Raw genomic sequence first — 14,500 nt, 5'->3', positions numbered from 1 at the left:
ACCTTAGTGGTTATGAAACAGCCATGCTTGGCGTTGTAATTTATCGCCAAGCCAGCGCGTTAGTCTGGGCCAGCGCGCTTTGTGCTTATACAACTGCCTCATTACTCTTTCACCCAAAGGCTCAAAGTGGTGCTGCGAGACAACCACACGTATTGTTTTATGGCCACTTTCACGCAAATGCTTGAGTCCGATGCATAATGCTTCTTCATCATTATGGCCAAGTGAGGCGATTAAAATAGTCATTTGACTACAGCTACTCAGTGCATGTAATGGCACATTACCTTTGTTTAGCTTCATCGCTGGTGACATATCTATCAACACATAATCGTACTCTTGGCGCAATCGCTCTATAGCGTATTGCATAGTGAGCTTGTTTTTTGCCGACTCCAGCTCAGCAAGATGTGAAATAGTTAAAAAGTCGTGTTCAGGCCCTTCAATCACGCACAGCTGACAAGATATATCATCAAACTGCCAGTATTGCGCATCAGCACCTTGCGGCACAGGCATGGGATTGAGCGGGTTTAAATCAATAACAAGCACCCTATTTCGCTCAGCTTTTAAGCCAGCAGCCACGCTTTTACACAAACTACTTGCGCCGCCATTTCCTGTGAGTGATAAAAATGTCACACAATTGGCTTTTTGATTGGTGATTTCATTACACACAGTTTCAAGTTCTTGAAATTGATAAGGTATTGTTTTCATAGCCCGACCACCAACGCGATGATAGTAATAAAATCGAGAAAGTTATCTTTAAACTGACTCATGAGATCTTGGCCTTTATCTGGTACATACAATGTATCACCCGCGCGCAACACTGGAATTTTGGTTGAATTAGGAGACTTCACAAACTTTTCTAAGTCAAACACTCTGGCTTGTTCTTTACAGCAACTATGGTTTATCACCACAATTTTGTCGATAAGGGCTGTGCCCGTGGGTCCACCTGCTTCTGCGAGCAAATCTAACAACGTCATCGTATCGTCGAAGGTATAACGACCAGGTTTTTGAATTGCGCCCATGATCCTAACCACTTGCTCTTTGGGTTCACGTAGCCAATTTTTGTTTTTTTCTGGGATAAATATGGTGTCTCCGGCCATCACATTTGGAAATAACGTTTCGTCGCCGGTTTCAAAGTAAAGCGCTAAGTCAAGTTTGCTCACTTTGGCATGCGCACCATTTCTGTGAGTGATGCGAATATTACGAATATCAGCGTTGGCATTTGGCCCGTCTGCTGCCGACAAAATGTCCATAAAGTGCATTTGGTTGTTAAAAGCATAACGACCCGGCGACCCTACCTGTCCCATAATATAAATTGATTTGCTCGATTCTTGACGGATCCACTGCGATTTATTATCAGCAGGGTCAACGGGTAACTCCTCGATGATAATTGTGTCGCCGGCTACCAATTGTGGCAATTGTTCATCTTGGTTACCAACGGTGAACAGCTCCAAATCAAAACGTGTTGTCACTTCGCCTTGTCGCACAATTTTTATGTCATTAATGTTTGCACCTTTGGTAGGGCCGCCTGCATGGGCCAGCAAATCGGTTAAATCCATTTCCTTGCTCCATTCATAACGACCGGGTGACACCACAGCACCGATGATCTTGATGGCGCGAGTAGGCGGCACTTTTAACCAGCTTTTTTCGTTTAAATCGGTTTTTTCAGGCACAAATATTACATCACCAGGATTTAAGTCTGGCACAACGCTTTCAACGATACCTTCGCTGTAACCTTGTAAATCAAACAATAGGTTTTCACCGCTTGGCTTGAGGATTTTAATTTGACGGGTTTCGGCAAACCGAGTTGGTCCACCTGCATTTGCGAGGATATCTAAAAAGTTAGTATTATCCTGAGCCTCATAAGCGCCGGGCTTTTGCACTTCCCCCATGATATATACCGTGCGAGAAGTGGTATTGACGTCATCTACCATTATCGGTACGTAAATCGTCGAGCCTGCCAACAATTGTGGCATGGTATGTTTACTGGGTTTATCTAAATAAGCCTTTAAGTCAAAGATTTCTGGCGACTCATTAACGATAATACGAATTTTTGTAACGTCGGCATAACGCGTTACGCCCTCTGCACGCATAATGGCATCAAGCACACTCATGTTTTCTTTAAAGGCAAAGCTGCCTGGGTTGTGTACTTCACCGAGTAAAGTGACGGCACTGCCTGAACTTGCGTCGCCTGTTGCGCTGAGTGTTTGTGCATCAAAATCAATTTGCACATTGCCTAGCAATGGTGACACGGGCACAAATACTGTGTCGCCGCTTTTGAGCTTAGGTAATAGCGATATATTTCCTGAGTCTAAATACGCTTTATAGTTAAATTCAATAAACTCATCTGCGCGCCTGATCTGCAGTTTATCAAGCTGAGCGCCTGGCTTTAAGCCACCCGCCTTGGCAATCACCATTTGGATATTACCGCTGCTGGGTATGCTCACCTGATCGGGTTGATTTACATAACCGAGTACATTTATGAGAATGTCGTGCTCACGGATCTCGACGTAAAAGTCATCCATAGCTTTAAAAACTTTAGACAGTTGTATTTGCAAAGACTGTTCAACATCTAAGAGCGGCTTGTTGGCAACGATAACTTTACCGAGTTCAGGGAGCACAATACTGCCATCACTTTGCACTGTAAAAAGCGCTTTAAATTCAGGCTCGCCGGGCACATAGATAAATAACTTATTGCCAATTTGCACGGTATCATTGTGTTCGTTTTGCGCAGCGCCAAGCCCAAAGCTGAGGTACAGGGCAATGATTACTATCAAATAACGCATGTTCCTACTCCTTCGCTTTAGTGAGGATTTTGGTCCAATTTTTTAACGCCATCACTTTCTTTGACTGTGATTTTTGCTGCTCTGATCCCAGCACAATGGCCTCTACACGTCTGTCTGAGTGACGACTGGCATCTGACGTTGGTTGTTCGCTGAAAGATTGCAAGCTGCCTTGTGTTAATGTGGTGATGGCATCCGCTGGCACACCGTATATGGTCAACCAATGTTTAACGGTATCCGCTCTTTTTAGCGCTAACTCAAAATTATTGGTTTTGTCGCCTAACTTATCAGTATGCCCAACCAGTAAAATACGTAAGCCTGTTATGTGCTTAATTAAGTCGGACGCTTGAGCCAAACGGCCCATGTACTTGGGCGTAACTTGATGATCATCAAAAGCAAATTGATTATCGCTATTCAACAGTTTTGCGATTTGTTCGACGTGGTTTTGTGCAGGTGCAGAAGTATGCTCGGCGTCTTTAAGCACGGCACACTGCGTTACACGGCGGATGGTATCGAAATGGTGCGAAAGCTGATTTAAACCATGATAATGAATGATTAAGTCATGCTCTGCATCTTGCCACATGTTGGCGCTGATTAAGCGGCGAATGCGGTTTTCATAGACTTGTGCTTTTAACAACTGAGCTGGCATGCATTGCTTTATGCCTTGTGATTGCAATAACTCCAGCTTCAGCGCCAAGTGCTCAAATTCGTTTGTTATCACATTTACATTGTCGTTAAAAACCGTATTTCCCTGTTCTAAGTTGGGCTTATACTGGCCATATACCTCGGCCCATCCTCCTTGACCTTCATCAGGCCAAGAAGCACACCCGCCAAGCAAAGTACTGATTGCGATAAAACTAAAAGTGATGTGCTTCATAATGGTGCTCCCAAATTAGGCATCTAGTTTGTCGATAAACGGGATGGTTTTATCTACCCGCAACAAATTCATCAATTTGTGGGGTTGACCGTTAACCTTAAGTAGCGCTAATTGCTGGCCCTTTTGCTCTATGCGCTTGTAAAGAAACACCATTGCGCCAATACCTGATGAGTCGATGAATTCAGTTTCTGAAAAATCTAAAACTATAAAGTCTTGTTCACAGACTGCGAGTTGTTCGAACTCGGTTCTAAAACTGTCTACGGTGTAACCTGAAAAGTCTTTTGGTAGCGCCAACACACGACGTGTTTTGTCATTTGGAATTGATGTGATCATCATAATAACCTCATAGTCAATTAAACTAATGAAGAGGTTACAACTTAGATGCCAAGTTTAAGAGGTATTTAGGCTATTGAATTATTCGTACTTTTTATTCATGGATGCATAATGCAAAAATTTCTGATTTACCCTTTTGCATTATGCAACGCATATAATATGTGTGGTTATTGTCCTTTACCGGTGAAGACAACGGCGATAGTGCGTAACAAAATCATCCATTCCATTTGTAACCAATTTTTACGATTAGACATGCTTAGCGCATAGGCATAATCCCAACCAATTTTGCTTTTCACATCTTCAATGCTCTCGTCGTAGCCGTTCATCACTTGTGCAAGCCCTGAGATACCGGGTTTAAGTCCATAAGTGCGCCAACCAAAATATGGAATAGATTTGTCTAACTTTGCATAAAATACTGGACGCTCTGGTCTTGGCCCAATGAGCGACATCTCGCCGATCAGCACATTCCAAAGCTGCGGAAGCTCATCAATTCGCGTTTTTCTAAGGAAACGACCAACGCGAGTGATCCGAGTATCATTCTTACTAGCCCAAACTGCACCGCTTTGGGCTTCTGCATCAACGACCATAGATCTGAACTTGTACACATAAAACAGTGAAACAAACTGCTCGGTACTTTTACCCACTCTTTGTTGTTTGTATAAAATTGGTCCTTTTGAATCGAGTTTGATAGCCAAAGCGGCTAACAGCATCAGCGGCGTGAGCATTACTAGCCCAAGGCTCGACCCTACTATATCAATCGCTCTTTTGATCAATTGCACGCCATTGTCTTTATGTCTTGTAACGCGAACTCTTTGCCAAGGCTTGTTATAGCGACCAACGAGATATTTTGCTACACCTCTAAGAGCAACCCAATAACACAGTAATGCGTAGTGTACTTTGCTAACTATGTTAGTGCTGGTGGTACTGATAAATCCTACGCAATGAACAACACACAGCAACGTACAAACGCTTATTGACCACATGCTTTTGTTCGTTACCATCTCAGTGAAAGCAATCATATACAGTAGTGCCACGATAATTGGCATCACTGCGCGCAGTGCCTTGTGAGAAATAAAGTTAAAACTTGTCCAGCCTAAACGTGGGTTCAGCAAAGCTAGTAACATAATAAGCTGCTGCCAATTTCCCGCACCAATGCGCTCGCGGCGTTTAATATCCTCGTTTACTGCATCACATTCACGCTCATAAATAATGACATTCTCATCTAGTACGGCTTGGCCGCCCGATGCACTTGCTTGCATTGAGAGAATAAAATCGTCATTAATCGCACCTTTTGGGAGGGGTTTTACTTTATCTGCGCGAATAGCAAATAATGCCCCCGGCACGCCTATCAGTGCACCTACATTCGACTCAAGTTTCTTCAACTCATTCTGATAAGCCCAATACGCTTTTTGATTGTCAGGCGCTAAATCATCAAGGGTATATCGCCCAGTTGCTACAACCACATTGCTATTTTCAAATTGGCGGGCCAATTGATTTAATGCATCGATGCTTATCAGCGCGCTTACATCCGTAAACACCAAAATGTCATAACCTTGTCCTGCTTCGATTAGTGCATTAATCGCATGCGCTTTACCTTTGTTTTCACTGTTAAAATGCAATACGCAGCGCAAACCTTTCGATTTAAGATTACGCTGCTCTGCTGCTGCAAGAGCTACGGAGTTATCCGTGCAACCATCAAGGTAAACGTGAATGTCGTATTTATCACTTGGATACAACAAAGCACCCAAGTTATTGAGTTTTTCAACAATATGATGCTGCTCATTATAAGCGCACATCATCACGCCAATACGTGGTAACGGTTTTTCCTCATTAACGGATATCGAGTTATCGGTGATGGGCTTTTGAATCCTACTAAATAGCTTTAAAACCCACACATAACCTATGTGATGATATAAGGCGATTGCCAATAACAATACAAACATTATGGTAAAGTTAGTCATGGCTAAGTCCTCTAGACGGTGAGTGTTCGGTAGAATTGGTCGTATTTACTGCTCATGTTTTTAATTTGCGCAATCGACAAAGCATGAGCACGTATCGCATCACCTCTTTGCAAAGAAGTTGCTTTTTTCAACGTGATGGATAACTGAGCACGAAGCGCTAGTGGCAATAAATAGCCTTGCTCATTTGTTAATACTTCCTTGATACCACCGACATCGCTTGCCACAATTGGAATGCCACATGCCATTGCTTCTAAAATTGAAAGCGGTAAGCCCTCTCTCTCTGAAAACAAACTGAACACGTCTATGGCCGAATAAAAAACCTCCATTTTATGAACACCTCCTAAAAAGTGTACCCGGTTTTGTAAACCTAACTCGTTCACCAAGTTTTGTAATGTGTCGTTCAAACTGCCACGCCCTGCAAAGGCTAAGTGGTAGTCCTGTGGTAGTTCTTCAAGCGCTTCGATAAGCGGTACATGCCCCTTGCCCAATTCTAATCGTGCCGCACAGCCAATAATTTTAACGTTTTTAGGTAATCCCAATTGATAGCGCGCGTATTGCATGTTGATTGGTGCAAACTGATTGCAATCGATGCCATTTAGAATGGTCGCTTTTGGTTTTATCGATGTATGTGCGTAAAAATCATGGGCAACCACATTGGCATCAGCTATCCAGTGTACAGGCGAGAGCTTGTTTAACAGCTTGGTGATTAAACGCGGTTTTATACTGTTTAGATACCAAGCGTCGTGTACCGTTGAGACATGTTTTACCTGTGGTCTTTTTAAGCAAGCTAAACTGGCGTAGAGCATAGGACCAATATGGTGGCTATGAACAATCTCTATGTTGTACTTATCTATTAACGCCACTAGTTTGCTGACGACTTGAATGTCGAATTTCGCTTTTTTTTCAATAAAGTCAAACTTTTCCTTGAGTCCTGCAAGTTCTGGCCAGTGATTAAAACACTCAGTTATTGTGCCTTCCAAAGCCGCTATTCTGGTTTCATGACAAAAGCGACTTTGCTTAACCATAGATACGGCCATTTTTTCTAGGCCACCAATTTTCAAATGTTGCACGATATGAAGCACTTTCATACTAGTTACCTCTATTTTGTCTATGCTCAGCGATACGATGTGCGCTAAGAATGGATGATTCTTTGATGATTGGCAGCACTGTTAAAACAGCGCCTGATGAGAGTTTTTCTATTGTTGCGATATCTTTTAAATGGCTATCGCACAGCGTGGCGATAAATACGCTCGCAACGCCAGAAAATAAGCCAAGTACAATTCCCAAAACTAAAGATAGCGCCAAAGAGGTATTAATTGGTTGTGTAGGACTGTATGCCCGCTCGATTGTTTTAACTTTATCTGGGCCTTCATACTTTACCAATTTGCCTGTCACTTTAGCCATTTCGTAGCGACCGAGCATTTCTTTGTACAGCGCTTGCTTTACGTCATAATCGCGCTGCAGTTTGCTTAGTTGTTTTTCGATGTCACTGGTCACTAATAGACGTTGACCAAGTCCTTTAACTTGCCCGTCTAACATATTGAATTCTTGCTGTAATTGTTCAACATTGTTTTTGGCCTCTTCAAGCGCGACGATTTGCGAGACCAACACACTATTTTCACCATTTTGGGAAATTGGCATGGTATTGGCCATTTGCCAAAGTCGCTCAATGTCTACTTTTTGCAGCTCATCACCTCTGCTCAACAATACCTTCTGACGGTTAAGCAAGCTTTCTAATTCGCGAGATTTTTCAATCACCTTTGAGTGTTTATCGGTATAACGGGTTTTCAAAAGACTCAGCTCGGAACCTAAACGAATTATTTTCTCTTCTAAGTTGCCAAGCACTGGATTAGCTTGTGCCATCTTATTGGAAAGATTATTGAGCTTGGCTTTTGCTCCTGATAGCTCAATAAATTTATTTTGCTTATCGCTGAGCAGCCTATCTAAGGTTTGACGATTACTGTTCAGTACTTCTGGTAAAGTATCACTGTACTTAACCTTGAATTTAGCAAGCTCATCTTCGGAGTGCTCCAGCTCTTCTCTTAGCGTATCTAGCTGTTTATAAAAAAACTGCTCAGAGGTATCTAACGAGGCTTTGGTTGGCGCCAGTAATCTTTCAATGAATTTTTCAACGACCTTTTCAAGAATCAGCTTCATCTTATCTGGCTCATGCCATTTTAGATGAATACGTACCAATTCATCTCCCACCAGTGAAAGAGACAGTGCACTTGCCAGCTGCTGATGGATTTTTTCAATTTCTTTATTACTTGCATTGTCTGCTATCAACTGAGTTTCTTGGGCAACAGCAATCAAAACTTTGCGACTGATCACTAAGGTTCTCAGCGCATCGATCCGATTAGATAATTCGAAAGAAAACGACAAGTCATCTAAAAATGGGTTCAACAAAGACGATTCTTCTATCAAGATTGTTGCATGGGTTACATATTGTTTTTGAGCAGTGGCCGAGAGTAAAAACACCACAACAGGCACAATACATACGGGCACAATAAACAGCTTAAAGCGACTATAAAGCGCATATAGCGATAAATAAGTAAGTCGTTTTATTTGTTCCTTAACTAACATGCTTTAACCCTTAACTTTGCATTTTGCAATCGACACTCGCGTCTTTATTTGCAATTTGAGAATCAGGCCCAAAATTGAGCGGTATAAAGGTTAAGTTGCAGGTTATGGGCCAAGCACGTTGGCCCTGAAGAATTAAGTGCTAATCCAGAGACGCAAGCATATCTGACACTTGCTGTGCTTTTAATTGCCAACTATGGGTCAACGCTAACTGTGTTTGCGACTGTTTGAAGTTAAGTGATGGGAATTGCGCAATACAAATAGCCATATCAACACGTGATATAAAGCCCTCTGTGTCACATGCTATCAATAACGTCTCATTGTAGTGCTGTACTGCGGGAAAATGTGTTGAAACAATTGGGGTGCCTGATGCTAAATACTCTTTTAGCTTTAGGGGGTTGCATGCCCTGATCTGCGCATTATCAACAAACGGTAATAATGAGACCTGCCAATGCTGCGAAAACCTAGGCAGTGCACAATGCTCAACTGCGTTGATGTGTATGACATTAGGTAACGAAAACAGCGTTTTTATATCTTGGGTATAGCGTGTGAGCGCACCAACTAGATAAAGTTCATATTGGGGCCTTTGCGTTGCAAGGGCAATAAGTAGTTTTATATCTAGCCATTCATTGATTGAGCCGTAAAAACCAATTTTAGCTGTGTGATTGCTGAGTAAGTGACTGGCGGGCTTAGGCTCGCTAAAAAGCTCAAAATCAACGCCATGGGTGAGTAATGCCGTTTTGTTACTTGGCATTTTACCTTGCAACTTTTCGCTGACAACATAAATTAAATCAGCCTGTTCAACCAGTTGTTGCTCTAAAGGGGCAACCATGTGGTGGTCAACGCCCGCCAACGCGCTAAAATCATCGCCACAATAATAAATAATTTTATCTTGTGCGCGTGGTGTAATTAAGCTTATTGCTGTTGGCACACTGAGCCAATAAATTATCGCTTCATCGTCATGATGGGGGTCGACCTGTAATGAAAAAAGTATCTTATTAATTGCCCTGATCACTTTGTTATCATGCCAAGGCAATAACAACAAATTACTTACGCATTCTAAGTTGTGATGAGGCTTATTGGTAACGTGTTTTTTAGCACCTGCAAAAATCGCCCATGCCTTTTTTATCAGTCGCTTTATATCTGTTTTATTAATGCTAGGTTTGCGCATACCAACGGAGTTAATCCAATGCACCTTATTGTTTTTACTCAAGGCTTTGAACAGATGCTGCGTGCTACTTGGATGTGAACCCCAGTCTTCGCCAAATACAATAAACCGCATAACTTATTCCTCACTCATACGTTTTACCACTTTGGCTGGATTGCCTGCGGCGATACAATAAGGCGGTACATCTTTTGTTACCACTGCACCGGCACCAATGATTGCTCCCTCGCCGATTGTTACACCAGCTAATACAGTTACACCCGTACCAAGCCATGCCCCTTGCTTAATAACAATATCATCCGCTTGATAATCTTCATCAGGTAAGCCTTGAGCGCGTGCTGTGCAATCTATCGGGTGACCTGCAAATCCAGCTAAAAAAATTCTCCCCGCTAAACGCACATTGTCTTCAAGCACAATTTTGGTGCCTACTGAAAACGCATTTTGCCAGCCAATATCAACATTATTACCTATGATCAATTGTGGACGAGTTGCTGCACAGCTGCGCCCACAAAATGTACTTATACCTGATAACCGCACATCATCACCTAACGTAATAGTCAAATCACCTAATATTTGCGGCATTCCACTGTACAAACACAAATTGTTTTTTGACCCTTTTACTTGGCTTTTAAATACTGGGGTGAAGTAAAAAACTCGCAGCATTTGGGATATAAACATGGCTATAAAACGATGCAAGCTGTAAATACCACTGTGCAACATTGGAACAACAATGCATTGCGGATTGCGAATTTGTTTTGCAAATTTGAATAATTTACAGGCCCAAGGACTCTCGCTGGTTTTTAGCCATTTTTTGATTGCTATGTACATAACTCCCCCTTCGCTTTATCAGCTGACAGCTTTTCTAATGCGATCGTCAGCGATAAAATAATGTATAAAGGCCATGTGAATGCTTGCGTTAAAAACGTGCCAGACACCATAAAACCAATCATTCCAGCTTTTAACGCCATACTATTTACAATAAGTTGATTGTCTTTATTAAGTGCGTTTAGACGCTCTATTCGTGCCAAACTTCTAAAGATCCCAACGATCAACATGATAAATACCAACAGCCCAACAAACCCAGTTTCGCCCAATACTTGAAACCAGGTACTATGAACTGCATGATTCTTGCCATCCCAATGAGGGCTGTAAAAATAATAATTTACAAAGAAGTTGTTAACTCCGACACCCGTCAATGGATTACTCAAAGCCATATTTATTGCAGCTTGCCAGGCATAGATCCTACCCATAGCCGATGCATCAACGCCCTCTTCCGAAGCACCACCACTTTGTCTGTCTGATATGCCCGCAAAGAGCATCATAGCCAGCATACCAACAAGGCCTATCGCACCAACAATGATGGGATTTTTTACTCTTTGGTAAATAAAAAAGCTCATAACAGCCGCTATGCCCAGTAAACCTCCCCTACTTTGAGTAGCAATAACACCACTAATTACGAGCATTAAGCCGATTGCCGCAGCGAGCCTTCGCCATTTGTTATTACCTTGATCAAAAAGCTCAGCAGCGAGAAAAGATACTGGAAACATCAGCACTAATGACAGATCGTTAGGATCACCAAGTTGCGATCGTAATTCGCGGGATATGGTGACTCGTGTGCCTTCAACAAGGCCAATACCATTTGCCTTGTTGTTTATGGCAACAAGCGCAATCAGGGTACCGGATAGCATGATGCCAATACGCACAACACTAAAGTGCTTAGCACTGGTCATCCACCAACTGATTGCAAATACCATAATAAACACCTTGGTAAGCACACCGCTCCAATATTCCATCGCAACGGCCCTATTACTTGCCATAAATACACACACGGTAAGCCAAAAAAACAGCACCGCAAAAAGCACATGGCAAGAATTCCAATGTGGTTTTAACCGTAAAGAAATAAACAGGTGCCAAACGATCCCAAATATCGAAGCGACCGCGAGTAGCTTAGGAATTTTGAACGGCATCAGCACTGGGAATGCCTCGTGCAAACGAAAGTAACTAAACAAAATGAACAGAATAATAAATGCAATACTGACACGAATGGCACTAAATGCTGCAAATGGCAGAATAACTAGTGCAAACGCGGCTAATATTCCAGCCCCTTGGTATACCGCAAGTACGATTAGCGCAATACCCAAGCCACTTAGGAAAAGCCGATTTTGATAGATTAAATCACGCATAGCGATGCTCCCAAGCAATTGCTACACGCTTTACGATACCCATGACATCGTTACGGTAGAGATAAGTTAGATGTGCCACAAACAACAGCAAAATGAGCAGTCGTTTGGCAGTGATAAATTCGCTACTTATATAGCCAGTACCAAGCAGCGTAATCATACATATCCATGCACCGAGAATATGAGTTAGTTTATAAGGAACTGGTTCAAGCATTTGGCTTAGGAAATAAAATGCTAACGCTCTAAGACCATGCACGATAACTAAAGACAATACAGCACCCATCATTAAGTATTTAGGCACAAGCACCGACATCATACCCAGCATTATCAACGCCGATACCGCGTTAATCACTACCACAAGCTGAGCATTACGCTGGGTATAGCAACCTATGTTCAAAAGGTCCGCATGATGGCGCAAAACCACAACAACGATTAACAACGTAACCCACGTGGCGCTTTGTGAGTAACTACTAGGAAGTAAAATTGCGATTAATTGCTCGCTAAAAATCAGCATGACCATGCTGATGAGGATAGCTAGATTTAAGCTGCGGATAGTTTCATAACCGTATTGCTTTTTGTCGTAGGCAAGTTTTTCGAAACGTTTAGCAAACCACCACATTCTTATTGGCTCAAACGCAAAAGATGTCATCAGGGCAAACTGTGCAGCCACAAAATAAATAGCCAACGTTTGTGTATCTGAGCTTGATACAATAAACCAGTTTTCAGCACCATTACACGCGTATAAACAGATACTTGAGAACACAATAGATAACAGGAAATACAGATCAGCTTTTTTAATGACCAGCGGATAAGTTTTAAGGCTCAAAAGCAATGCAAACCGTATCTTTGCAAAGGCTATAAACATCGTGACCGCGCAGCAAATCGCGCCAGATAACATAACCCCCGTTACACCTAAACCACCGTATAAAAACAGCAGCGTTAAGCTACTTTGCGCAACGCCATGCAAAAGAGCAATAACACAGTAGGCTTTTGCATTACCCTGTACTCGCCAATAGCTATAGGGAATCGCCAACATTGCCGAGCAATACAAATTGACGAGTAAAAGATACAAGTCTAGTTTTTGCACTTCAGCAGGCAGCATGGCAACTATCTCGCTTGCGAACATAACAGTACCTAAAGTGAGTAATGAACAACAGGTAATACTCACCAAAGCACAGTCTCTAACCAACGAAGCAACTTCCTGTTTATTAGTACTTTTGTGTTTAAAAATTAATTCGGGTAGGCCAAGGCTTAGAAGCAGTGAACACGCTGCGCACACCGTTACTAAAAAATTTAAATAACCATACTCTTGCTGGCTTAGCACCCTTGTAACTATTGGCATCATTAAAAAACCAAGCCCTTTGAGAACTAAGACGGCTATCCCATAATATGCTATTTGCTTTAGGCCACTCATAACGCACCACCTATAGTGTTTGAACCCAGCTAGAGAGCTTTTTAGCTTGCAACTGTGCGTTGAAGTAGCGTGACACAAGTTTGTTTGCATTGATGCCCATAACATAACGAACATAAGGACTGAGTTGGCAAAATGCTTTCAACATCTCAAATAGAGCATCTTCATCGCCGGGTTCACAGAGCATGCCCACTTTGTCTGTAACAATTTCTGTTACCCCCATGAGCTTTGTTGATAGCACTGGGATGCCGCAGGCCATCGCTTCTTTTAATACTAATGGACCTGTATCTCTATCGCCGTTGCTAGCAACACAAAATGGCGCCACTAATGCAGTATATTTACGGCAATTGTCGGCTATCCATTGCGGTGATTTTCGACCAATAAAGCGAACTTGGCGGTTGATCCCAAGCTCGTAACTCAAGGTTTCTAGCACTTCAAACATAGGCCCATCACCGACTATATCGAGTGATATATAGGCATGTCTTTGCAGACGTTTAATGGCGGGAAACAAAAACTGCAGGCCCTTTTTTTCCACCAAGCGGCCAATAAAAATGAGTTTTATCTCTGAGTTTAAGGCCTTAACTTTATGGGAGAATATGTTTAAATTTACACCGCAGTGCAGCAACTTGGTTTGCGTATTTGTAAGTCGTTCAAATTGCGATTTCATATCTTTGCACACCGCCACAACAAAATCGCACTCATCGAGTTTTTGTTTTATGTCTGCGCCGTTCACATACACATCATGACCGTGCCCAATTGAGGACACAGTAACGCCAGCAAGCCGCGCGCCTACAATACCGTAGGCTAAAGGCCCATGCATAAAGTGGCAGTGTAAGTGGTCAACTTTAAGCTCTTTGATAAGATTTGCTAAAGCAGCGCCATAACCTATTAATGAGCGCGTTGAAATAGACTTAAATTTTGCCGCAGTACATAGCGCTTTGAACAGCCGAGTGCTTATCGCGTGAGGTTTGAGGAAGTCACTTAGCTTTGGTTTTGCAATGGAAAATACTTCAACGCTTGCAGCTAAATTCGAGGTAAAGCGATGAGTATTAAAGGCTAATACTGTAACTTTGTGACCAGTAGATACCAGCGCATTAATCTCCGTTATCACAAATGTTTCAGACGCGATTGGAAAACTGGGAACCAAAATAGCGATATGTTTCATAATATGCACTCCTAACGATATTAGTTAGTAAGGGCAATTATCATACCTGCT

General features: G+C 42.3%; 12 protein-coding genes. All 12 read right to left on the bottom strand.

Annotation, left to right across the window (positions count from 1 at the left end):
• Positions 1-3: 3 nt before the first annotated feature.
• Positions 4-702 carry a capsular biosynthesis protein gene (locus HC733_RS07635; RefSeq protein WP_190364460.1) on the bottom strand — a complete coding sequence of 233 codons (699 nt, stop codon included), beginning with the start codon at positions 700-702 and terminating at the stop codon, positions 4-6.
• Positions 699-2,780 carry an SLBB domain-containing protein gene (locus tag HC733_RS07630; protein ID WP_190364459.1) on the bottom strand — a complete coding sequence of 694 codons (2,082 nt, stop codon included), beginning with the start codon at positions 2,778-2,780 and terminating at the stop codon, positions 699-701. The genes HC733_RS07635 and HC733_RS07630 overlap by 4 nt, the downstream gene beginning before the upstream one ends.
• Positions 2,781-2,784: 4 nt before the next feature.
• On the bottom strand, positions 2,785-3,654 hold the full coding sequence (locus tag HC733_RS07625) for an OmpA family protein (protein ID WP_190364458.1): 870 nt from the start codon (positions 3,652-3,654) through the stop codon (positions 2,785-2,787).
• 15 nt (positions 3,655-3,669) lie between these two features.
• Entirely contained in the window at positions 3,670-3,990 is a 321-nt protein-coding gene (locus tag HC733_RS07620) for an STAS domain-containing protein (RefSeq protein ID WP_238937490.1), read from the bottom strand.
• Positions 3,991-4,154: 164 nt separating this feature from the next.
• Positions 4,155-5,948 (bottom strand): sugar transferase, encoded by a 1,794-nt coding sequence (locus tag HC733_RS07615; RefSeq protein WP_190364457.1) that lies wholly within the window; start codon positions 5,946-5,948, stop codon positions 4,155-4,157.
• A gap of 11 nt (positions 5,949-5,959) precedes the next feature.
• Positions 5,960-7,036 (bottom strand): glycosyltransferase, encoded by a 1,077-nt coding sequence (locus tag HC733_RS07610; RefSeq protein WP_190364456.1) that lies wholly within the window; start codon positions 7,034-7,036, stop codon positions 5,960-5,962.
• Between the two features lies 1 nt (position 7,037).
• Entirely contained in the window at positions 7,038-8,531 is a 1,494-nt protein-coding gene (locus tag HC733_RS07605) for a GumC family protein (protein WP_190364455.1), read from the bottom strand.
• A gap of 139 nt (positions 8,532-8,670) precedes the next feature.
• Positions 8,671-9,810, bottom strand: a complete 1,140-nt coding sequence (locus HC733_RS07600) for a glycosyltransferase (protein ID WP_190364454.1) — start codon at positions 9,808-9,810, stop codon at positions 8,671-8,673.
• Positions 9,811-9,813: 3 nt separating this feature from the next.
• Positions 9,814-10,521: an acyltransferase gene (locus HC733_RS07595; RefSeq protein ID WP_190364453.1), complete on the bottom strand. Its 708-nt coding sequence runs from the start codon at positions 10,519-10,521 to the stop codon at positions 9,814-9,816.
• Positions 10,512-11,876 carry an O-antigen ligase family protein gene (locus HC733_RS07590; protein ID WP_190364452.1) on the bottom strand — a complete coding sequence of 455 codons (1,365 nt, stop codon included), beginning with the start codon at positions 11,874-11,876 and terminating at the stop codon, positions 10,512-10,514. The genes HC733_RS07595 and HC733_RS07590 overlap by 10 nt, the downstream gene beginning before the upstream one ends.
• Entirely contained in the window at positions 11,869-13,287 is a 1,419-nt protein-coding gene (locus HC733_RS07585; RefSeq protein ID WP_190364451.1) for a lipopolysaccharide biosynthesis protein, read from the bottom strand. Before HC733_RS07585 ends, HC733_RS07590 begins: the two co-directional genes overlap by 8 nt.
• A 10-nt stretch (positions 13,288-13,297) precedes the next feature.
• The gene (locus tag HC733_RS07580; protein ID WP_190364450.1) at positions 13,298-14,449 is read right to left on the bottom strand and encodes a glycosyltransferase; all 1,152 of its coding nucleotides are present in this window, start codon (positions 14,447-14,449) and stop codon (positions 13,298-13,300) included.
• Between the last annotated feature and the right edge of the window lie 51 nt (positions 14,450-14,500).

Origin of the sequence: Pseudoalteromonas sp. S16_S37 (genome assembly GCF_014694405.1) — a bacterium.
In the GTDB taxonomy this organism is placed as follows: Bacteria; Pseudomonadota; Gammaproteobacteria; order Enterobacterales; family Alteromonadaceae; genus Pseudoalteromonas.
This window is presented reverse-complemented; position numbering and strand designations above follow the sequence as displayed.

Coding starts and splice junctions, on each gene's coding strand:
- HC733_RS07635 (WP_190364460.1), bottom strand. CDS start 702: ATGAAAACAATACCTTATCAATTTCAAGAACTTGAAACTGTGTGTAAT.
- HC733_RS07630 (WP_190364459.1), bottom strand. CDS start 2,780: ATGCGTTATTTGATAGTAATCATTGCCCTGTACCTCAGCTTTGGGCTT.
- HC733_RS07625 (WP_190364458.1), bottom strand. CDS start 3,654: ATGAAGCACATCACTTTTAGTTTTATCGCAATCAGTACTTTGCTTGGC.
- HC733_RS07620 (WP_238937490.1), bottom strand. CDS start 3,990: ATGATGATCACATCAATTCCAAATGACAAAACACGTCGTGTGTTGGCG.
- HC733_RS07615 (WP_190364457.1), bottom strand. CDS start 5,948: ATGACTAACTTTACCATAATGTTTGTATTGTTATTGGCAATCGCCTTA.
- HC733_RS07610 (WP_190364456.1), bottom strand. CDS start 7,036: ATGAAAGTGCTTCATATCGTGCAACATTTGAAAATTGGTGGCCTAGAA.
- HC733_RS07605 (WP_190364455.1), bottom strand. CDS start 8,531: ATGTTAGTTAAGGAACAAATAAAACGACTTACTTATTTATCGCTATAT.
- HC733_RS07600 (WP_190364454.1), bottom strand. CDS start 9,810: ATGCGGTTTATTGTATTTGGCGAAGACTGGGGTTCACATCCAAGTAGC.
- HC733_RS07595 (WP_190364453.1), bottom strand. CDS start 10,521: ATGTACATAGCAATCAAAAAATGGCTAAAAACCAGCGAGAGTCCTTGG.
- HC733_RS07590 (WP_190364452.1), bottom strand. CDS start 11,876: ATGCGTGATTTAATCTATCAAAATCGGCTTTTCCTAAGTGGCTTGGGT.
- HC733_RS07585 (WP_190364451.1), bottom strand. CDS start 13,287: ATGAGTGGCCTAAAGCAAATAGCATATTATGGGATAGCCGTCTTAGTT.
- HC733_RS07580 (WP_190364450.1), bottom strand. CDS start 14,449: ATGAAACATATCGCTATTTTGGTTCCCAGTTTTCCAATCGCGTCTGAA.